We start from the raw sequence: 19,237 nt of genomic DNA on the forward strand, positions 1-19,237 counted from the left end.
ATGGCGGTGTACCCGAATCTTCCGTCCAACCCAAAAACCCATGTGGGAGCGAGCTCGCTCGCGATGACGGCGGCACAGTCACCCTCGAAGCAAGCCGATCCACCGCTATCGCGAGCAAGCTCGCTCCCACAGGGATCAGATCCCGCTCAGCGCCAGGTCCATGGCGAAGTAGGTGAAGATCAGGTCTGCCCCCGCCCGCTTGATTGCGCCAAGGCTCTCGCGGACCACACGGGCTTCGTCGATGGCGCCGGCCTGGGCGGCGAATTTGATCATCGCGTATTCGCCACTGACCTGGTAAGCCGACAGAGGCAGGTTCGAAGCCTGGCGAATATCGCGGATGATGTCGAGGTAGGCACCGGCCGGCTTGACCATCAGCGCATCGGCACCTTCCTGTTCATCGAGCAGGGATTCGCGCAGGGCTTCGCGGCGGTTCATCGGGTTCATCTGGTAGCTCTTGCGGTCACCTTTCAGGGCGCTGCCGCCGGCCTCGCGGAACGGACCATACAGCGCCGAGGCGAATTTGGTGGAATAGGCCATGATCGCCGTCTGGTTGAAACCGGCTTCATCCAAAGCCTTGCGAATCGCCTGGACCTGGCCGTCCATGGCCGCCGACGGCGCGATCACGTCGGCACCGGCGCGGGCCGCCGCCACGGCTTGCTTGCCCAGGTTGATCAAGGTCCGGTCGTTGTCCACTTCATTGCCGTGGAGCACGCCGCAGTGACCATGGTCGGTGTATTCACAGAAGCAGGTGTCGGACATCACGATCATTTCCGGCACCGCGTCCTTGCAGATCCTGGCCATGCGTGACACCAGGCCCCACTCACTCCAGGTGTCGCTGCCATCGTTGTCCAGGTGATGGGACACACCAAAGGTCATCACCGACTTGATGCCAGCACGGGCATAGCGTTCGATCTCACCGGCCAGCTTCGACTCAGGGATGCGCACCACGCCGGGCATGCTCTTGATCGGTACGAAATCATCGATTTCTTCTTCGACGAAAATCGGCAGCACCAGATCGTTCAAGGTGAACTCGGTTTCCTGGAACAGGCTGCGCAGGCTTGCATTGCGACGCAGGCGGCGTGGACGTGCTTCGGGGAACTGGCTGGACATGGGACTCCTGGGCAAAAAATGCGGCTCGATCACAGGGAGCGAAGCTTATGCCCAGGCCAGCCAGGGCACAAACGCCAGCTGAAAACAGAGTATTACCAGCCGGGTAATAATCGCCTCATACGGTCAACGAGCCGTTGATGCACGTCACCACCGCGCCACCAATCCAGACCTCTTCCCCCAACTGCTCGACATGAATCCGTCCGGCCCGGCCCATCGTCAATCCCTGGCTGACCACATAGGACGCAGGCGCCAGCCCCTTGCCCAACATCCATTGCGCAAGCCCGGCGTTCAGGCTGCCGGTGGCCGGATCCTCGGGCATGCCATCACCGGCGATGAAGCCGCGCACTTCGAAGTGGGCCTCATCGCCATCCACGGCCCGATCCCAGGGTGCGATCACGCCCACGGCCAGGTCCAGCAACTGCTGGTAATCCGGCTCGAGCGTCAGGACTTGCCGGCGATCCTTGAGCATCACCGCCAGCCAGCCGGCACCATTATCGACCCATTGCGCCTCGACAATCGCCTGCGCTGCGAGCCCCAGCCCCTTGCACACCCGCTCCAGCAACTCGGCCTCCAGCGGACCGGACTTGAGCAAGGGCGGCGCGAGGAACGCCAACCCATGATCGCTGCGGCGCACCCTGACCAAGCCGACGCCGCACTCCTGCACGATCTCCTGCCCTTTGGGCACGCCTCCGGCTTCCAGCCAGGCGTGACAACTGCCCAGGGTCGGATGCCCGGCAAACGGCAACTCGGTGGACGTGGTGAAAATACGCACCCGGTAATCGGCTTCCGGGTGCTGCGGCGCCAACAGGAACGTGGTTTCGCTGAGGTTGGTCCAGTTGGCGAAAGCGGCCATGCGCGAGTCACTGAGCCCATCGGCCCCCAGCACCACCGCCAGCGGATTGCCCTTGAGCGGCACATCGCTGAACACATCCAGTTGCTTGTAATCGAATCGGCGGGGCGTCGGTTTGCTCATTCCGGAATCTTCAACCCGCGGGCCACGGCCGGTCGCGCCAGGAAGCGCTCCAATACCCGCGTCACATTGGGGAAGTGCTGGATACCCACCAAATCACCGGCTTCATAAAAACCGATCAAGTTGCGCACCCAGGGAAACGTGGCGATATCGGCAATGGTGTAGCGCTCGCCCATGATCCAGTCCCGCCCTTGCAGACGGCCATCGAGCACCTTGAGCAGGCGCCTGCTTTCCTCGACATAACGATCCCGTGGCCGCTTGTCCTCGTAGTCCTTGCCGGCGAATTTGTTAAAGAACCCCAACTGCCCGAACATGGGCCCGATCCCACCCATCTGGAACATCAGCCACTGGATCGTCTCGTAGCGCGCCGCCGACTCCTGGGCCAGCAACTGTCCGCTCTTGTCCGCCAGATAGATCAGGATCGCCCCCGACTCGAACAACGCCAACGGCTGGTCCCCCGGCCCATGGGGGTCGAGAATCGCCGGGATCTTGTTGTTGGGGTTCAGGGAAAGGAACTCGGGCGACAGCTGGTCGTTGTTGGCGAAGTCCACTTTGTGGGGCTCGTACGGCAGGCCGATCTCTTCCAGCATGATCGAAACCTTCACGCCGTTGGGGGTTGGCAGGGAGTAGAGCTGGATCCACTCCGGGTATTGGGCGGGCCACTTCTGGGTGATGAGGTATGGCGTCAAGTCGGGCATGGAGTCGGCTCGAAAATGAAGGAAACCCCGAGGATATCCAAGATGTTGGGGACGACACCACTGCCCGTCACACAATTCACGTCGTCCCTTCTTAATTCAGCAACATCCTGTGGTTAACGTTCGTCCCATCTCCTGACGGAGATCGCTACAGTGCACCGGAATCGAACCAAAGCGCTCGAAGGGACTCTGAGCAATGCCCGCGAAGAACCAACGAGGCGTAACGACAGGGAAAACACCCGAGGCCAAGCGCTTCGCGGTACCGGGGTTTGTCAGCCTGACTCAAGCGTGCTGAAGACTATTATTCGATGATGAACCCACTGAATTTCGCCAGACGCTTCAAACACCGTTCGTGGCTGATGCTGCCGACGCTGCTTGTGGTCTGTGGCCTGGTGCTGTCGCTGGAATCCAGCGTCAGCCGCGCCCAGCCAGCCGACGGCGTACAGACCCTGGTGTTCCTGCGCCACGCCGAGAAACCCGCCGGTGGCCTGGGCCAGCTCAACTGCCAGGGCCTCAATCGCGCCATCGACCTGGCCACCCTGCTGCCGGAAAAATTCGGCAAGGCCGACTACGTGTTCGCGGCCAACCCGACCCGCAATGTCGAAGAGGGTGAGCTGGACAACTCCTACAGCTATATTCGCCCGCTGATGACCATCAGCCCCAGCGCCATCAAGCTCGGGCTGCCGGTAAACATCAATTTTTCAGCCAACGACACCAGCGACCTGGCTGACGAGTTGCTGCACGACAAGTACCACAACTCCACCATCTATACCGCCTGGTCCCATGGCTACCTGCCGGAGCTGATCAACAAGGTCGCCGGTGAGGCGGTGGGCAAGAAGCAGACCATTACCGAAGACTGGGCATCCGGGGACTTCGATTCGCTGTATGTGCTGACCCTGACCTGGCACAACGGCAAGGCCAGCCTCACCAGCCAGAGCTACAAGCAAGGCTTGGACAATGGCCAGCAAGCCTGTCCGACCTGATCATCAATGTGGGAGCGAGCTTGCTCGCGATGGCGGTGGGTCAGCTTGCCTCAAGGGCGCCAGTGTTGCCGTCATCGCGAGCAAGCTCGCTCCCACAGGTCATCTTCCCCGGGCCGCCCGCTCGCGCAAGTACTCCAGCACCGCCGCCTGCTCCCCCGAGAACTCGATCCGCAAGCCCTTCTTTTCCCGCTGGAACACGTACATCGGGTCGTAATACTCACGCAGCAAACCCTCGATCCAACCGCGATGCACGTCGACGGCACCGCTGTGGGCCTGCTCGGCCAGGGCTGTTTCCAGGATGTCCTTCAAGCGTCGGTGACGGTCGCCACCCAGGCGTTTGTGGATGTTATCCAGGCTTGCCAGCAATCGCTCGGAAAACAGCGAAAAACCTTCGTCGCCATGTACTGCGACAAACTCTGCACACAGGTCAATGACGTAATCCTGCAGGATCCGTTCGACCCGACGCTCCAGACTGTCTTCCAGCCAGACCATCGGAACCTGCTGCATGCGCTGGTACAAGGACAGTGGCAAGGCGCAGCTGCCGACCGCACGGCTCTCATCTTCCAGCACAAACTGCTCAATGCCGGCGGCGCGTTTTTTCAGCACATCCACGGCCAGGCGGTTTTCAAAATCGATGTTGGAAGGCTGGCCGGTGGCGCGTTTGCCGAAGCTCGAACCGCGATGGTTGGCATACCCTTCCAGGTCCAGGCTGTTGCCCAGTTGGCCCAGCGCTTCGGTCTTGCCGGTACCGGTCATGCCGCCCAGCAGCACCAGGTCGCACTCGGCCACCGCCTGTTCGATGGTGTCCAGCAAGAACGTGCGCATGGCCTTGTAGCCACCGCCGACCCGAGGGTAATCAATGCCCGCTTCGTCCTTGAGCCATTGCTGGACGATCTGCGAACGCAAGCCGCCGCGAAAGCAATACAGCAGACCGTCGGGATGGGCCTTGGCGAACGCCGCCCAAGCCTGGATGCGCTGGGCCTTGGTCTCACCGGACACCAGTTGATGCCCCAGGACGATGGCGGCCTGTTGCCCCTGTTGTTTGTAGCAGGTCCCGACACGTTGCCGTTCGTTGTCGGTCATCAACGGCAGATTGACCACGCCGGGGAAAGCGCCCTTGATGAATTCGACTGGGGCGCGCGTGTCCATCATCGGTCGGTCATGGAGGAAGATGTCGCGGTAATCGGTGATGTCCTGGCTCATCAAGACACCTCGACCGCGTAACGCTGTCGCTCGACCAACTCGCCAATGGGCTCCAGCGCCAGGCCGAGTTCCGTGGCCACCCGCAGGAACTCGTCCTCGCCTTCGGGGGTGACGGCAATCAACAGGCCGCCGCTGGTCTGCGGGTCGCACAGCACTCGCTTGTGCAGTTCCTGGACCCGACCGACCTTGCTGGCGTAGCTGTCGTAGTTGCGCAGCGTACCGCCCGGCACACAGCCCAGGTCGAGGTAGTATTCGACGCCTGGCAGACGCGGAACCGCGTCATAGCGGATACGCGCGGTCAACTGGCTGCCGTCGGCCATTTCCACCAGGTGCCCGAGCAGGCCGAAACCGGTGACGTCGGTCATCGCCGTCACGCCATCGAGTTTGCCGAAGCGGCTGCCGGGTTTATTGAGGGTGCACATCCAGTCACGGGCCAGGCCAACATCGGCGGCGCGCAGCTTGCCTTTCTTTTCCGCCGTGGTGAGGATGCCGATGCCCAGGGGCTTGGTCAGGTACAGCCGGCAGCCGACGGTGGCCGTGTCGTTGCGCTTCATATGGCGCTTTTGCACCAGGCCCGTGACCGCCAGGCCGAAGATCGGCTCGGGCGCATCGATCGAATGCCCGCCCGCCAGGGGAATACCGGCCTCGTCACACACGGAACGACCGCCGCGAATCACTTCCCGGGCAATTTCCGGGGCCAATACGTTGACTGGCCAGCCAAGAATCGCGATGGCCATCAGCGGATCACCGCCCATGGCGTAGATGTCGCTGATGGCATTGGTGGCGGCGATGCGACCGAAATCGAAGGGATCATCAACAATCGGCATGAAAAAATCGGTGGTCGAGACCACCCCACGCTCTTCGTCGATGGCATACACCGCAGCGTCGTCGCGAGAAGCATTGCCGACCCACAGCTTGGGATCGAGGTTCTGCGCACCACTGCCGGCCAGGATCACTTCCAGCACTTGGGGCGAAATCTTGCAGCCGCAACCGGCACCGTGGCTGTACTGGGTCAGGCGAATCGGCTCGCTCATGGGCATCTCTCCGGTCAGTCAAGGGGATCGATTCTAACAGCAACGCCGCCGACTCAGTGCCGTACCGAGCATCCGCCCGTGCAACACTTTGGTGCTGCTTCAGGCGGGCGTGAAGCATTCGGCGCACCCTGCCTGACCAAAAGGACAGGAAAACAGCCTCAATCTCAAGCTTTTCAAGCCACTGCACAAAATTGGTATGGGATGTGCAAACGTTTGCGCATTCGATCCTGCCCCAGCGGATCGACGATTTTTTTCAATCACGGAACCCGGGCTTCGGCCCGCACGAACAAGGACTTTCCATGCACTTCACTTCCCGGTGTCGCGCCACGCCCGGCGTATGGGCAGCCACCCTGCTACTGACCGCCGTTACCGGACTACTCAGCGCCACGACCCACGCCCAACCCACCGAGGTGTCCGCCCAAGGCGAAGCCCTCAGTCCAGAAGCCACCCCGTCCAAAAAAGGCGCCTACCTGTCGGACTGGTACAACCAGGACCTGACGCTCATCGGCAGCAAGGACATCAGCTTCGGCCCGCAACCGGTCGACGATATCTATCTGGAATATGAATACTTCGGACGCAAGGGGCCCTTCGAACTCTATGGCTACGTCGACATCCCGAAGATTTTCAACATTGGCAACAGTCACGACAAAGGTGCGTGGGACCACGGTTCACCCGTGTTCATGGAACACGAGCCGCGGATTTCCATCGACTACCTGGCCGGCCGCAGCCTGGCCATCGGGCCGTTCAAGGAATGGTATGTGGCGTTCGACTGGATCTACGACCACGGCAGCAACAGCGCCAATCGCGCGAACACCTTGTACAGCGGCCTGGGCACCGACATCGACACTCACTCGAGGGTCAACTTGTCGGCCAACCTCTATGGCCGTTATCAATGGGAAAACTATGGCGCCAGCAATGAATATTCCTGGGACGGCTACCGCGCCCAACTCAAGTACATCGTGCCGATCAGCCAGTTCAGCAATGGAGCCTCGCTGACGTACATTGGCTTCACCAACTTCGACTTCGGTTCGGACCTGCACAAGGACAACCCGGCCCGCACCGCCAACGCCACGGTCGCCACCAATGTCTTGCTGTACGCGTTCACCCACGTGCGCTTCACTCTGGTGGGCCGCTACTTCCACAACGGCGGCAACTGGCAGGATGGCAGTGAACTCAACTTTGGCGATGGCAACTTCCGCGCCCGCTCCGATGGGTGGGGCTATTACGCCGGGGTCGGCTATCAATTCTGAGCACATCGTCGCAGCACCCTTTCGAATCCATGGAGGTCACGAACACATGATCAATCGCCTGTTTGCTTCAATCGGCCTGGCAAGTACTGCACTCTTCGCGGCAAGCGCCGGGGCCGCACCGCCACTTCAACCCAAAGTGATGCTGATCACGATGTTCGCCCCCGAAGCGCAGAACTGGATCGAACGCTTACAGCTCAAGGATGAAATCCGTATACCGGGTCTGTCCGCCGAGTACCCGACGATCCGCTGCAATGCCGAACGGGTCTGCCTGCTGATCACCGGCATGGGCCAGACCAACGCGGCGGCTTCGACCCTGGCCCTGGCGCTCTCCCCGACCGTCGACCTGCGCAAGAGCTATTTCCTGGTGGCCGGGATCGCCGGCATCAACCCGCACCACGGCACGCTCGGCACAACCGCCTGGGCCCATTACCTGGTGGAGTTCGGTACTCAATGGGAGCTGGATTCGCGGGATGTGCCCAAGGACTGGCCCACCGGCTACCTGGGCATCAACACCAAGGGGCCGAACGAAAAGCCGCCGCTGGACTACAAGACAGAAGTCTTCGAACTCAACCCGGCCCTGCAAGCCAAGGCCTTTGCCCTCAGCCAGCAGGTGACCCTGGCCGAAAGCAAGGAGTCGGCCGCCTGGCGCTTGAAGTATCCGTATGCCCCGGCCAACCAGCCGCCGGTGGTGACCCGCTGCGACACCCTGGCCGGCAACACCTGGTTCTCCGGCACGCGCCTGAGCGAGCGCGCCGAAGTCTGGACCCGCCTGCTCACCGACAACAAAGGCGTCTACTGCACGACCCAACAGGAAGACAACTCGACTTACGAGGCCTTGCTGCGGGCCAGCCGTGAAGGTCGGGTGGACATCAACCGGCTGGCAGTGCTACGGGCCGGGTCCGACTTCGACCGCCCCGAGCCCGGTGGCAATGAAGTGGATAACCTGCTCAAGTACGCCGACCAGGGCGCGTTCGTCCCTGCGCTGGAAAACCTGTTCCGCACCGGCAATCCGCTGGTGCAGGACATTGTGAAGAACTGGTCGGCGTGGAAGAACGGCGTGCCAGGACTCTGATCTTTCAGCGCCAGGATCCTTTGTGGCGAGGGGATTTATCCCCGCTGGGTCGCGAAGCGGCCCCAAGTCTGCCCCGCCCTGATGAGCGGGCTCAGGACCGCTTCGCGCTCCAACGGGGATAAATCCCCTCGCCACAGGGAACCGGTTGGGCTGTTCCCAACGGCTCGGCCAATGGAATTTTCCCTCCCGGGCAGGATCATTTGAACATCAACCGCGCCCCCAGGAGACCGCCGATGCCTCTCACACCCTCCGCCGCCGACAGCACTCACCTGGACTACGGTCTCGACACCCTGTTCGGCCGCCAGACCAAAAGTATCGACTGCCAATACGCCGTCCAGCGCCTCGACGAGGACAAACCGGTGTGGTTCGCGCTGCACGTTCAACCGCCGATGCCGGACGACCTGGACAAGGCCGAGATCGTGGTGTTCAGCGCCGAGGGCCGGCGCCTGAGCGGCATCGTCCGCAGCACTGAACGCCTGGCCGATGGCAGCCTGCAACTCAACGTGGAACCCGACTGAACCGTTCAGGCCTGACGGGCATTGCTGCGATACATGAACACCAGCGCCAATGCCAGGCAGGCCATGGCAAGGACTCGACTGCCGGATAATTCGATGGCCGGGTTGCCCAGCCAGCCGAAATTGTCGATCAGCATGCCCATGCCCAGTTGTCCGACGATGACCGCCACGGTGGCCACGGCCGTGCCGACCCTGGGCACCGCGCCCACCATCACCATCATGTACACCACACCGAACAAGGCCCCGCTGAGTTGCCATTTCGGCATGTCCAACAGCGTCAAGCCGTGGGCCGGCTCGAAAAACACGATCAGCAGCCCGGTGGTCACCGTGCCCACCGTGAACGTCAGCAAGCTGCTGCGCAACACACCGACCGTCTGGCCCAGGCGCCCGTTGATAGCCGCCTGCACACTCAACACCGCACCGGCCGCGACGACCAGCAACAACAAAACAAACAGATTCATGTTCAACCTCGGGCAATTAGGACAAGGGCAACGACAATCAAGGCCAACGCCAGCCAGCGTTCGCCATTGACCCGCTTGCGGGCCGTCCCGAACCAGCCGAAATGATCGATCAGGACACTTTTACCTACCTGGCCGGAGAGAATCGCGATCATGGTCATGGCGATGCCGATGTGCGGCGTGGCGAGTGTCAGCACGACCACATAGATCGGACCGAGGAAACCGCCGATCAATTGCCAGCGTGGCAACTCATGCAAGGCTGGGCCTCGCTGCCGGCCACTGAGCAACAACAGCAGGAAAAGGATCGCCGAACCGACGCCGAAGATGCTCAGCGTGGCCCACAGATGCCCGACCTGGGCCCCGAGCGGCCCGAGCAGGCCGGCTTCCACCGACAAGCCCATGCCGGCCAGGATCACCAGGGGCAGCAACAGCCAGCGCAGCAATGTCCGGGGTCTGGCGGGTGTCGATACCGGCACGGCTTCGCTCAACGAAGATGTTTGCATGAGTCAAAACCTGTTCACTTGAAAGAGGGCCGGCATTATCGGCTGGTGCCGCTGTGCGATAAATGTGAGTATCCCGACAACACTTTTGCGCAATACGCACAGGAAAGCCCGCACCATGCACGGCCTCAATGAACTGGGCTTCAAGGCATTGCGATTGTTCGTCGCCGTGCTCGATCACGGCAGTTTTTCGGAAGTCGCACGGCGCGAAGGCTTGGCGCCGTCCTCGATTTCCCGGCAGATCCAGTTGATGGAACAGGCCCTGAACCAACAGTTGCTCTATCGCCACACCCGCGCCGTTTCACCCACCGAGGCTGGCCGCCTGTTGGGGCATCATGCACGGCTGCTGCTGGTGCAACTGGAGGAAGCCGAACAGGCGCTGCAGGAGCAACACAGCGAACCGTCCGGACTGGTGCGGATCAATGCGCCGGTGGTGTTTGGCCAGCGCCACCTGACACCGTGGTTGGGGCAGCTATGCGAGCGTTATCCGAAGCTGCAACTGGAGATCCAGCAGACCGACAGCTACGTCGACCCACTGCAGGAAGGCGCCGACCTGCTGTTCCGCATCGGTGCGCTGCACGATTCGAGCATGCAGGCGCGCATCCTCGCGCCCCATCGCTTCCAGATCGCCGCCAGCCCGACCTACCTGGCCCGCCACGGCGCACCACTCAAGCCCCAGGACCTGGTTCACCACCGGTGCCTGGCCTACAAGGGCGTGACCGGCCAGCAGCGCTGGTTCTTCCGCCGCCCGGGTCAGGCCTGGACACCCTATAGCGTCAGCGGCCCGATCACCGGCAACCACGCCGACACCTTGACCCAGGCCGCCGAACAAGGCCTGGGGCTGGTGATGTTCCCGTCGTGGTTGATCGGCGAAGCCGTGCGTAACGGCACGCTGGTCCCGGTGCTACAGGATTACCAGGCGTCCAACAGCCTCGAACCGCAACAGATCGCCATCCTCTGGCCGGGCAGTCGACGCCTGTCGGTGAAAGTCCGCACGGTCATCGATTTCTTCCTCGAGTGTTTTGGCGAAGTGCCCTACTGGGATCGCTGAACACGGCGCGGCTTCAGTCGAACTTGACCAACGGCCTTGAACCCCGGCACTTCGATGCGCAACCTGAGCGAGGCGGTGCTAACGTGACGGCCCACCTCCGACAAGGATGATCGCGTGCTGCTGCTCCTAATCGCCCTGGTCGCGCTACTGGGGATGCCGTATCTGTTCCCGACGGTACGGCCGGTGATGAGCGGGCCGGCCTTTGCCTTGGGCGTCGCGGTGTCAGTGGCCATGTTGCGGGTGACCCGCCGCCTGCTGAGGCAGGCGGCATCGCCAAAATGACGGTCTCTTGCTGGAGTCCGGGACGACGCCCATGGGATGATCGGCCTTCAAGCGCGACCATCCGTGGAGATTTTCAATGTCATTGCTGAGTAAACAAGCCGCTGTCCTGTTGCTGGGGGCCTTCGCCAGCCTGGTCATGGTATCCGCCCAGGCGGCCTCGGCCAAACCTGCCAGCGATGCACCGGCGCAGAAGGTGTCGATGCTGGGCGGCAAGTTCACCTTCACCTTGCCCAAGGGTTTTACAGCGACGCCATTGCCCGCCGGTGAAGCCGCCCAGGGCACCGCCGGGGCGACGGGGACGATGTACAGCAATGCCACCAGCAAGACCGTGGTGATCGCAGCGGAAAACACCATCATCGACGGTGCGAATGTGAAGGATGACGATGGCGCGTTCCTCGACGCTACCATGGCCGACTTCGCCGCCCAGCGCCTCAAGTCCCTGCCGGATGCCAAGCTCCTCAGCGAAAAAAGCCTGAAGCAAAAAGGTACCGGCGTGGGCCTGCGCCAACTCGATACCCGCGCGACCCAGGGCGGCGGACCGACCCTCGACACCACCTTGCTGGGAGCCTCCGGCACGCGCATGGCGGTGGTGCAGATCATCTCCCGGGCCAGCGACAAGACCGGCCATGAAGCGTTGGTGAAACAGATCGCCAGCGGTCAATAACCCCCTCAGAACATGTGGGAGCCGAGCTTGCTCGCGATGGCGGCGGCACAATCAGCATCGATGCAAGCTGACACACCGCTTTCGCGAGCAAGCTCGCTCCCACAGGGTTTGTGGAGGTTCATGAGTTTTGCATTCACCACCATGATGCGGTGGTGTGTCTAGCCACCATCGGTGTCGATGTCAGCATCCGTGTCGTCACCGGATGTCGGCCGGTCCGGGTCAGGCTTGAAGCCGGGGCTGAAGGTGTTGTCATTGTCCTGATGATGCTGCTTCTGATCGACCTCAGTGGCGGCGCTGTCAGCCTGGTCCGCTCCGGCAGGACGGACGGGCTCGGCACTCGAAGGCTTGCCCGGGACCTGGGGATCGATGGCCGGATCGTTGCGCGGGGATGGCGCCTGCGCCTGGCCTTGTTGCTGAGTGTCTGCGGGATCGTCGTTCATGGGCACCTCGTTCATGACAGGGCCGGATGGATGACCGGTCTTGAACATTCGAAGGTGACGCGACGGCTTCGGTTCCATTTGTTTAAGACGCCGCGATCAACCGCCCAGCACGCTCCTCACCATCCGGGCCAGTGCGTCCGGACCGTAGGGTTTGCTCAACAAATGGGTATCGGGGCTCAATTGATGGTTGCGGGAGATGATGTCCCGGGTGTGCCCCGAGGTGAACAGCACGGGGACCGGCGGGGTCTGCACCTTGGCCCAGGCGGCCAGGTCGGAACTCTTGATCAGGCCGGGCATGACCACGTCGGTGAAGATCAGGTCGACCGGGGTGCCATCCAGCAGCAGCTTCATCGCCTCATCGCCGTTGGCGGCCGTGAGGGTCCTGTAGCCGGACTGCTCCAGCAGTTCCACCGACGCGCTGCGCACCTCGGCGTTGTCCTCCACCACCAGGATCGTCTCTTGCCGGCCGGAATGAAGCGCATCATGTTGCTCGGTTTCCCCGGCTTCGGGCGCAAGGCTTCGAGGGAAATACATCCGCACCCGCGTGCCTTCGCCCAGGTCACTGGCGATCTCGATATGACCGCCACTCTGCTTGACGAACCCGAACACCATGCTCAATCCAAGCCCGGTGCCCTGGCCATCGGTCTTGGTGGTGAAAAACGGTTCGAACACCTGCTTCAGGACATCGGGCGGCATGCCGACGCCGCAATCGATCACCGACAGCCGGACATAGTCGCCGGCCGCAATTCCCTTGCCGGCGCAGAACGCGTCATCGAGCACGATATTCTCGCCGATCAGATGGATAGTGCCCTCGCCCCGCATGGCATCACGCGCATTGATCGCCAGGTTCAACAGGGCATTTTCCAACTGATTGCGATCGACATGGATGCACCAGGGTTCCTGGGGCAGGCTCACTTCAATCAGGATGGTTTCGCCCAAGGCCCGCTGCAGCAGTTCACCCATGCCCTCGTAGATGCGCCGAGGGTTGTAGACCGCCGGTGACAATGGCTGGCGCCGGGCGAAAGCCAACAGCTGCGATGACAACTTGGCCCCCCGCTCCACGGCTTCGATGGAGGCACTGACCCGTCGTTGCACATTGGCGTTGTCCCGTTCGTGGCGGGCCAGCAAGTGCAGATTGCCGGCGATCACCTGCAGCAAGTTGTTGAAATCATGGGCCACGCCACCGGTGAGGCCGCCAATGGCCTCGAGCTTCTGCGACTGGCGCAACTGCTCTTCGGTTGCCAACCGCGCCTGCACCTCGTCGGCGACACGTTGCTCCAGGTCGCGGGTGAATTTGAGCAGCGAAGCTTCGGCCGTCTTGCGTTCGTCGATATCAATCAGTACTCCCGGAAACCGCAGGGGCCGGCCTGTCCTGTCGAACTCGCATCGACCGCTGGCCAGCACCCACCGGTAGTCACCGCCCAGGCGGCGGACCCGATACTCAGCGCTGTAAGGCGTGCCTGTGCGCACGGTCAGTTCGACCCGCTGGTTGACCTCTTCGAGGTCGTCCGGGTGGATGCCCTGGCGAGCAATCTCGATGGGCAGTGCGTCCAGCGGACAGTCGGGGGGGTAGTTGAAGGTGCGGGCAAAACGCTCATCGCCCGACAGCGTGTCGGCCTGGATGTCCCAGACGAACGATCCCAGCAAGGGCCCGGCCGAAAGCGCCAGCTGAATGCGTTCATTGACCGCGCGGTAACTGCGTTCGGCCTCTTGCCGGGCGCGCTCGGTCAATACGTGCTCTGTGGTTTCCACCACAATCGCCAGCACACCCGCCGGAGACTGGTCATCATCGGGCACCGGGCTGTAGTAGAGGTCCATCCACACGTCTTCAGGCTTGCCATCGCGCAGCAGGACCAGCTCTTTGCTGCGGTAGGACAAGGTGCCGCCGGCCAGACAGACGTCCAGTACATGGCGATTGAATTCGGCCACCTCCGGCCAGCCCAACTCCACCGCGCACCCCAGCAAGTAGGGGTGGCGGCCGCCGGCGAACTCGGCATAGGCATCGTTGTAAATCATGAAGCCCTGGCGGCCCCACAACATCACTATCGGCAGGGGCGAAGCCAGCAACAATTGGACAGCGCTACGCAAGCTGGCGGACCAGTGCTCGATGGCGCCCAACTCGGTTCGGCTCCAATCGAACGCCCGGATACGCCCGGCCATCTCACCGCCCCATCCAGGGCAGCCGTGATTCTGGGATAGAAACTCCATGGTCGACTCTGAACCTCAAAATGCCTGCAGGGAATCGACAGACACAAATCCCTTGCGATCAGAGCTTCGAGCCTCGGGTTGGCGTTTGGTTTCATGTGAGGGAGCAGTTCGGATCGGGGAGACGATTAACACTGTGGCGAGGGGATTTATCCCCGCTGGGGTGCGAAGCAGCCCCCATGATTCATCAGCCACCGTGGTGTATCAGACGGGACGCAGGGGGGTGCTGCGCAACCCAGCGGGGATAAATCCCCTCGCCACGTAATTCCGATGCCGCAGCAATCGTGTCTCCAGCCTGCGAATTCAGCGGAAATCGCGGCTCTGCACTTGGATACCCGCCAGCAATTCAGTCAGGTCGCTCAAGCGCCCGGCGATCAAGTGGCGGACCTCGCCGACGCTTTCCCAGCGGCCGTCGACCCTGAGCAATTGCGAGCCCACCAGGGTCTTGCGTTGGCGCTCGGCCAGGTCGCGCCAGACCACCACATTGAGGTTGCCGAACTCATCTTCCAGGGTGACGAAGGTCACGCCGCTGGCCGTGCCCGGGCGTTGACGACCGGTGACCAGCCCGGCGACGCTGACATTGCGGCCATGCTCCACGTCCTGCAATTCCCGGGAGCTGCGGCAGCGTCGGGCGCGCAGTTCGGGACGCAGCAGGGCCAGCGGATGAGGGCCCAGTGTCGTGCCCAGCGTGGCGTAATCGGCAAACAGGTTTTCCCCCAGTGTGGGTTCGGGCAGCGCCACGGGCGGTTCTTCCTGGCTGGGCAAACCGGCGAACAAGCCCAGTTGCTTCTGCACTCCGGCCACTTCCCAGCGGGCCCGATGGCGATCCCCCGCCAAACCCTGCAAGGCCCCCGCGTCGGCCAGTTGCGCCTGGGCCCGGGCATCGAGTTGCGCGCGCTCGCCCAGGTCGGCCACATCGCTGAAGGGCCGATGCCGGCGCGCCGCTTCGATACGCAGGGCATCCTCTTCGCGAAAGCCCTTGACCAGGCGCAGCCCCAGGCGGATCGCCGGTTGCCGGCCTTCCATGGGTTCGAGGCTGCAATCCCAATCGCTGGCGCGCACATCCACCGGGTGGATCGACAGTTGATGCCGGCGGGCATCCTGGAGGATCTGGTCCGGGCTGTAGAAGCCCATAGGCCAGCTGTTGATCAGGGCACAGGCGAACGCTGCCGGCTCGTGGCATTTGAGCCAACTGCTGACGTAGGTCAGCAAGGCGAAACTGGCGGCGTGGGATTCGGGAAAACCGTAATTGCCGAAGCCTTTGATCTGTTCGAAGATTTGCGCGGCGAACTCAGCGGTGTAGCCGTTTTTCTTCATCCCCGCTGCCAGGCGTTCTCGATGGGGCTCCAACCCGCCATGGCGTTTCCAGGCGGCCATGGAGCGACGCAACTGGTCGGCCTCGCCGGGCGTGTAGTCGGCCGCGACAACGGCAATCTGCATGACCTGCTCCTGGAACAACGGAATGCCCAGGGTCCGCCCCAGCACTGTCTCCAGCGCTGGCGAGGGGTACGTGACAGCCTCCTCCCCGTTTCGCCGTTTCAGGTACGGGTGCACCATGCCGCCCTGGATCGGCCCCGGTCGTACGATCGCCACTTCGATCACCAGGTCGTAATACGTCTTGGGCTTGAGCCGGGGCAGCATCGCCATCTGCGCCCGTGATTCGATCTGGAACACGCCGATGGTGTCCGCGCGACTGATCATCTCGTAGGTCGCCGGATCGTCCTTGGGCAACGACGCCAGGGTATGGGGTTGACCCCGGTAGTGTTCGATCAGGTCGAAGCATCGACGAATCGCGCTGAGCATGCCCAAGGCCAGGACATCCACCTTGAGCAGCCCGACCGCGTCCAGGTCGTCCTTGTCCCACTGGATGATGGTGCGCTCGGCCATGGCGGCATTTTCCACCGGCACCAAGGTGTCCAGGGGCTGCTCGGAAATCACGAAGCCGCCCGGGTGCTGGGACAAATGCCGGGGGAAGCCGATCAATTGCTGGGTCAGGCTCAGCACCCGGCGCAACACCGGGCTGTCCGGGTCGAAGCCACCTTCACGCAAACGGTCCAGCGGCGGTGCTTCATCGCTCCAGCGCCCACAGCAGTCAGCCAATGCATTGACCTGGTCCGGCGGCAGGCCCAGGGCCTTGGCGACGTCCCGCACCGCCCCTGCACCGTGGTAGCTGCTGACCACCGCAGTCAGCGCCGCGCGATGGCGCCCGTAACGCCGGAAGACGTATTGCAGCACCTCTTCGCGGCGGTCATGTTCGAAATCCACATCGATGTCCGGTGGCTCGTTGCGCTCCTTGGACAGGAATCGCTCGAACAGCAGGTCGGTCTGGCTCGGATCGATTTCGGTAATGCCCAGGGCATAACACACCGCCGAATTGGCCGCCGAACCACGTCCCTGACAGAGGATGCGCTGCTGTCGGGCGAAGCCGACGATGTCCTGCACGGTGAGGAAATAGCTGTCGTAGCCCAGCTCGGCAATCAACGCCAATTCCTTGTCGATCTGTCGCCGGACCTTATCACTGACCCCATCAGCCCAACGCGCGCGCATGCCACGCTCGGTCAACACTCGCAACCAGGACGCCGGATCATGGCCCTCGGGCACCAGTTCACGGGGGTATTGATAACGCAATTGGTCGAGGTCGAAGGTGCAGCGCCGGGCAATCTCAAGCGTTTCGTCGAGCAAGGCATGGGGATAGAGATCCGCCAGATCCTTGCGGCTGCGCAGGTGGCGCTCGCCGTTGGGGTGCAAGCGCTGGCCGGCCTCGGCCACCGTGACGTGGTGACGGATGGCGGTCATGGTGTCCTGCAAGGCGCGACGGCCGCGCACGTGCATATGTACATCGCCGCTGGCCACGGCCGGAAGCGCCAGGCGCTCGGCCAGCGCCAACGAGTCTGCCAACCGGCGGCGGTCGTCCTGCCCGCAATGCAACTGCACCGTCAGCCACAGGCGTCCGGCAAACCTCGACTGGAGCCAGCGGCCCTGTTCTTCGGAGGCTTTATCATCGGGCACCCACAGCACCAGCAAACCCGGCAGGGGCTCGTCGAAGTCCTCCCGCACGATGCGATAGCGGCCCTTCTCGCTGCGCCGCCGGGCGCGAGTGATCAACCGGCACAAGGTTTGATAACCGTCCAGGTTTTCCACCAGCAACACCAGTTTCGGACCGTTCTCGACCTGGATTTCGCTGCCGACGATCAGTGGCAGGTCCAGCTCCCTGGCCGCCTGCCAGGCCCGGACGATCCCGGCCAGGGTGCATTCGTCGGTGATCGCCAGGGCCTGGTAGCCCTGCTGCTTGGCGCGACGGCACAACTCCAGGGCACTGGAGGCGCCGCGCTGGAAGCTGAAGTTCGACAGGCAATGCAGCTCGGCATACTCAACGCTCATGCGAACCAGCCCTGCAGCCACAGCGGACCGCCCTCGCCCACCGGTCGATAGGCCCAGCCACGTTGTCCGCTGCGGGTTTCGATCAGGTAATAGTCGCGGCGCACATCCGCACCGTCCCACCAACCAGTCTCGATGCGCTCGGGGCCCATGAGGATGTGCGCCTGGCCTTGCGCCAATGCCTGGGGCTCCTCCAGCAGCCAGCCGGGACGCTGCACGCCGTCGCGCACCGGACAAGTCTGGGATCGGGGTTGGGGCGTCATCTGCCAGGCGCACTCAGGCCGATGGTCGTCGCGAAACCCCAGGCCCTGCACGGCGTCATCCCCCAGCCGGGCCCGCAAGCGTTCGCGCAGTTGCTCCCAGGGCAATGATTGTTGGGGGCGTTCGTCGAACAGCTCCAGGCGCTGGGGCACGAAGCTCGGCAGGTCTTCGGCACACAAGCGAAAGCCCCGCACCGGGGCCTCGACCTGCACCTGTTCCAAGCGACCGCGGGCCAGTTCGAAGAGCATCGCCGGGTCCCGTTCGGCGCTGAGCAGGCCGACCTTGACCACTGTATCCGGCAACCCGACGTGCTCCAGGTGCAAGTCGAAGCGTTGCACGCCGCTGTCGCGTCCGCAGAGGAAGGCCGACAGGTCACCGGTCAGGCGACGCAACGGGAACAACAGCGCCTGATGGGATTGCACGTCATAGTTGAGCTCGATGCGCACATCGAAACGGTCCGGTGGCAGGTAGAACGACAGCGCCAGGGTGCGATGGCCCGTCAACGCGTCGAGGTGCTTGAGCACCTGGGCCTCGAAGCGCCGGGCCAGGGTCTGCCGGGGCAAGGCCTGGACCTGGCTCAGGCGACGCAGGCCCATGCGCGACAGCGCCGTGGCGACGTCGGGCTCCAGACCGATTCGCTCCACGGGCATGTGCCCCAGGTACTGTTGCAAGGTCTCGGCATCGGGCACCACCAGGGCGTCATAGGCATTGGCCAACACCCGCGCCGCCACTGGGTTCGGGGCGGCGACGATGCGATGACGAAAGCCCAGCTCGGTCAGCTCGGCTCGCAAGCGCGCCTCGAACACCGGCCAGGGCCCGAACAGGCCCAGGCTCGACTCGATCTCGAACAGCAGCGTACGCGGATAATGCACGCTGACCTGGGCGCTGAAACGGTAGGCCCAGGCTGCCAGGAACTGCTGCCACTGTTCGATCTGCGCCGCGTCGTATTCCGCGGTGGCAAAGCCTTTGCTCAAGGCCTGGGCGGCGGTCATGGTCTGGCCGGGCCGCAAGCCCAGGGCCCTTGCCTGCGCATTCACCGCTTGCAGCACCCGACGCTGGGCCGGGCCGGTCAGCAATGCCAGGGGCTGGTCGGGATCGGGGCGCTGACGCAGCGCGGCGTCCAGCGCCAATTGCGGGAAGAGAATACAGACCCAGCGCATCGCAAC

18 protein-coding genes are annotated in these 19,237 nt (G+C 63.1%); 7 read left to right on the forward strand and 11 right to left on the reverse strand.

Annotated features, from left to right (window positions below; translation table 11 throughout):
• Positions 1-135 precede the first annotated feature (135 nt).
• From hemB to BLQ55_RS22405, 3 genes are all read right to left on the reverse strand, one after another.
• Entirely contained in the window at positions 136-1,110 is a 975-nt protein-coding gene (gene hemB / locus BLQ55_RS22395) for a porphobilinogen synthase (RefSeq protein ID WP_092203661.1), read from the reverse strand.
• A 115-nt stretch (positions 1,111-1,225) separates the two neighbouring features.
• Positions 1,226-2,083 carry a PhzF family phenazine biosynthesis protein gene (locus BLQ55_RS22400; protein WP_092203663.1) on the reverse strand — a complete coding sequence of 286 codons (858 nt, stop codon included), beginning with the start codon at positions 2,081-2,083 and terminating at the stop codon, positions 1,226-1,228.
• On the reverse strand, positions 2,080-2,778 hold the full coding sequence (locus BLQ55_RS22405; RefSeq protein ID WP_092257151.1) for a glutathione S-transferase family protein: 699 nt from the start codon (positions 2,776-2,778) through the stop codon (positions 2,080-2,082). The genes BLQ55_RS22400 and BLQ55_RS22405 overlap by 4 nt, the downstream gene beginning before the upstream one ends.
• 305 nt (positions 2,779-3,083) lie before the next feature.
• Here BLQ55_RS22405 and BLQ55_RS22410 point away from each other — a divergent pair, with 305 nt between their 5' ends.
• Positions 3,084-3,758: a histidine phosphatase family protein gene (locus BLQ55_RS22410; RefSeq protein ID WP_092257154.1), complete on the forward strand. Its 675-nt coding sequence runs from the start codon at positions 3,084-3,086 to the stop codon at positions 3,756-3,758.
• 99 nt (positions 3,759-3,857) lie between these two features.
• Here BLQ55_RS22410 and mnmH read toward each other — a convergent pair whose 3' ends face one another.
• Together mnmH and selD are read right to left on the reverse strand one after the other, a co-directional pair.
• A complete protein-coding gene (gene mnmH / locus BLQ55_RS22415) occupies positions 3,858-4,961 on the reverse strand; it encodes a tRNA 2-selenouridine(34) synthase MnmH (RefSeq protein WP_092257157.1) in 1,104 nt (367 codons plus the stop codon).
• Positions 4,961-5,995 carry a selenide, water dikinase SelD gene (gene selD, locus BLQ55_RS22420; protein WP_092203671.1) on the reverse strand — a complete coding sequence of 345 codons (1,035 nt, stop codon included), beginning with the start codon at positions 5,993-5,995 and terminating at the stop codon, positions 4,961-4,963. Before selD ends, mnmH begins: the two co-directional genes overlap by 1 nt.
• 299 nt (positions 5,996-6,294) lie before the next feature.
• Here selD and BLQ55_RS22425 point away from each other — a divergent pair, with 299 nt between their 5' ends.
• The 3 genes from BLQ55_RS22425 to BLQ55_RS22435 all read left to right on the forward strand — a co-directional run bounded on the left by BLQ55_RS22425 (position 6,295) and on the right by BLQ55_RS22435 (position 8,835).
• Entirely contained in the window at positions 6,295-7,245 is a 951-nt protein-coding gene (locus BLQ55_RS22425; protein ID WP_092203673.1) for a nucleoside-specific channel-forming protein Tsx, read from the forward strand.
• Between the two features lie 46 nt (positions 7,246-7,291).
• Positions 7,292-8,317, forward strand: a complete 1,026-nt coding sequence (locus BLQ55_RS22430) for a purine-nucleoside phosphorylase (RefSeq protein ID WP_092257159.1) — start codon at positions 7,292-7,294, stop codon at positions 8,315-8,317.
• A 233-nt stretch (positions 8,318-8,550) separates the two neighbouring features.
• The gene (locus tag BLQ55_RS22435; RefSeq protein ID WP_060738266.1) at positions 8,551-8,835 is read left to right on the forward strand and encodes a hypothetical protein; all 285 of its coding nucleotides are present in this window, start codon (positions 8,551-8,553) and stop codon (positions 8,833-8,835) included.
• Between the two features lie 5 nt (positions 8,836-8,840).
• Here the strand turns inward: BLQ55_RS22435 and BLQ55_RS22440 are convergent, their stop codons facing one another.
• The gene (locus tag BLQ55_RS22440) at positions 8,841-9,293 is read right to left on the reverse strand and encodes a DMT family transporter (protein ID WP_092174976.1); all 453 of its coding nucleotides are present in this window, start codon (positions 9,291-9,293) and stop codon (positions 8,841-8,843) included.
• Between the two features lie 2 nt (positions 9,294-9,295).
• Entirely contained in the window at positions 9,296-9,793 is a 498-nt protein-coding gene (locus BLQ55_RS22445; protein ID WP_092257162.1) for a DMT family transporter, read from the reverse strand.
• 115 nt (positions 9,794-9,908) lie between these two features.
• Here BLQ55_RS22445 and BLQ55_RS22450 point away from each other — a divergent pair, with 115 nt between their 5' ends.
• The 3 genes from BLQ55_RS22450 (at position 9,909) to BLQ55_RS22455 (ending at position 11,787) form a co-directional block, all read left to right on the forward strand.
• Positions 9,909-10,841 carry a LysR family transcriptional regulator gene (locus BLQ55_RS22450; protein ID WP_092257164.1) on the forward strand — a complete coding sequence of 311 codons (933 nt, stop codon included), beginning with the start codon at positions 9,909-9,911 and terminating at the stop codon, positions 10,839-10,841.
• A gap of 114 nt (positions 10,842-10,955) precedes the next feature.
• Entirely contained in the window at positions 10,956-11,123 is a 168-nt protein-coding gene (locus tag BLQ55_RS32240) for a hypothetical protein (protein WP_176814238.1), read from the forward strand.
• A 76-nt stretch (positions 11,124-11,199) separates the two neighbouring features.
• Complete coding sequence (locus tag BLQ55_RS22455) at positions 11,200-11,787, forward strand: DcrB/PsbP domain-containing protein (RefSeq protein WP_092257168.1); 588 nt, start codon at positions 11,200-11,202, stop codon at positions 11,785-11,787.
• Between the two features lie 158 nt (positions 11,788-11,945).
• On the opposite strand, the gene BLQ55_RS22460 is transcribed toward BLQ55_RS22455, so the two are convergent.
• From BLQ55_RS22460 to BLQ55_RS22475, 4 genes are all read right to left on the reverse strand, one after another.
• A complete protein-coding gene (locus BLQ55_RS22460) occupies positions 11,946-12,227 on the reverse strand; it encodes a hypothetical protein (protein WP_256326640.1) in 282 nt (93 codons plus the stop codon).
• 96 nt (positions 12,228-12,323) lie between these two features.
• Positions 12,324-14,435: a hybrid sensor histidine kinase/response regulator gene (locus BLQ55_RS22465; RefSeq protein WP_092257174.1), complete on the reverse strand. Its 2,112-nt coding sequence runs from the start codon at positions 14,433-14,435 to the stop codon at positions 12,324-12,326.
• Between the two features lie 300 nt (positions 14,436-14,735).
• A complete protein-coding gene (locus BLQ55_RS22470) occupies positions 14,736-17,813 on the reverse strand; it encodes an error-prone DNA polymerase (RefSeq protein WP_092257177.1) in 3,078 nt (1,025 codons plus the stop codon).
• On the reverse strand, positions 17,810-19,231 hold the full coding sequence (locus BLQ55_RS22475; protein ID WP_092257181.1) for a Y-family DNA polymerase: 1,422 nt from the start codon (positions 19,229-19,231) through the stop codon (positions 17,810-17,812). Before BLQ55_RS22475 ends, BLQ55_RS22470 begins: the two co-directional genes overlap by 4 nt.
• Positions 19,232-19,237: the final 6 nt, after the last annotated feature.

It is taken from the genome of Pseudomonas sp. NFACC13-1 (assembly GCF_900104425.1).
In the GTDB taxonomy this organism is placed as follows: Bacteria; Pseudomonadota; Gammaproteobacteria; order Pseudomonadales; family Pseudomonadaceae; genus Aquipseudomonas; species Aquipseudomonas fluorescens_AA.

What these genes read in the sequence shown, in the direction of transcription:
- hemB (WP_092203661.1), bottom strand. Translation starts at nt 1,110, where the DNA reads ATGTCCAGCCAGTTCCCCGAAGCACGTCCACGCCGCCTGCGTCGCAAT.
- BLQ55_RS22400 (WP_092203663.1), bottom strand. Translation starts at nt 2,083, where the DNA reads ATGAGCAAACCGACGCCCCGCCGATTCGATTACAAGCAACTGGATGTG.
- BLQ55_RS22405 (WP_092257151.1), bottom strand. Translation starts at nt 2,778, where the DNA reads ATGCCCGACTTGACGCCATACCTCATCACCCAGAAGTGGCCCGCCCAA.
- BLQ55_RS22410 (WP_092257154.1), top strand. Translation starts at nt 3,084, where the DNA reads ATGATGAACCCACTGAATTTCGCCAGACGCTTCAAACACCGTTCGTGG.
- mnmH (WP_092257157.1), bottom strand. Translation starts at nt 4,961, where the DNA reads ATGAGCCAGGACATCACCGATTACCGCGACATCTTCCTCCATGACCGA.
- selD (WP_092203671.1), bottom strand. Translation starts at nt 5,995, where the DNA reads ATGAGCGAGCCGATTCGCCTGACCCAGTACAGCCACGGTGCCGGTTGC.
- BLQ55_RS22425 (WP_092203673.1), top strand. Translation starts at nt 6,295, where the DNA reads ATGCACTTCACTTCCCGGTGTCGCGCCACGCCCGGCGTATGGGCAGCC.
- BLQ55_RS22430 (WP_092257159.1), top strand. Translation starts at nt 7,292, where the DNA reads ATGATCAATCGCCTGTTTGCTTCAATCGGCCTGGCAAGTACTGCACTC.
- BLQ55_RS22435 (WP_060738266.1), top strand. Translation starts at nt 8,551, where the DNA reads ATGCCTCTCACACCCTCCGCCGCCGACAGCACTCACCTGGACTACGGT.
- BLQ55_RS22440 (WP_092174976.1), bottom strand. Translation starts at nt 9,293, where the DNA reads ATGAATCTGTTTGTTTTGTTGTTGCTGGTCGTCGCGGCCGGTGCGGTG.
- BLQ55_RS22445 (WP_092257162.1), bottom strand. Translation starts at nt 9,793, where the DNA reads ATGCAAACATCTTCGTTGAGCGAAGCCGTGCCGGTATCGACACCCGCC.
- BLQ55_RS22450 (WP_092257164.1), top strand. Translation starts at nt 9,909, where the DNA reads ATGCACGGCCTCAATGAACTGGGCTTCAAGGCATTGCGATTGTTCGTC.
- BLQ55_RS22455 (WP_092257168.1), top strand. Translation starts at nt 11,200, where the DNA reads ATGTCATTGCTGAGTAAACAAGCCGCTGTCCTGTTGCTGGGGGCCTTC.
- BLQ55_RS22460 (WP_256326640.1), bottom strand. Translation starts at nt 12,227, where the DNA reads ATGAACGACGATCCCGCAGACACTCAGCAACAAGGCCAGGCGCAGGCG.
- BLQ55_RS22465 (WP_092257174.1), bottom strand. Translation starts at nt 14,435, where the DNA reads ATGGAGTTTCTATCCCAGAATCACGGCTGCCCTGGATGGGGCGGTGAG.
- BLQ55_RS22470 (WP_092257177.1), bottom strand. Translation starts at nt 17,813, where the DNA reads ATGAGCGTTGAGTATGCCGAGCTGCATTGCCTGTCGAACTTCAGCTTC.
- BLQ55_RS22475 (WP_092257181.1), bottom strand. Translation starts at nt 19,231, where the DNA reads ATGCGCTGGGTCTGTATTCTCTTCCCGCAATTGGCGCTGGACGCCGCG.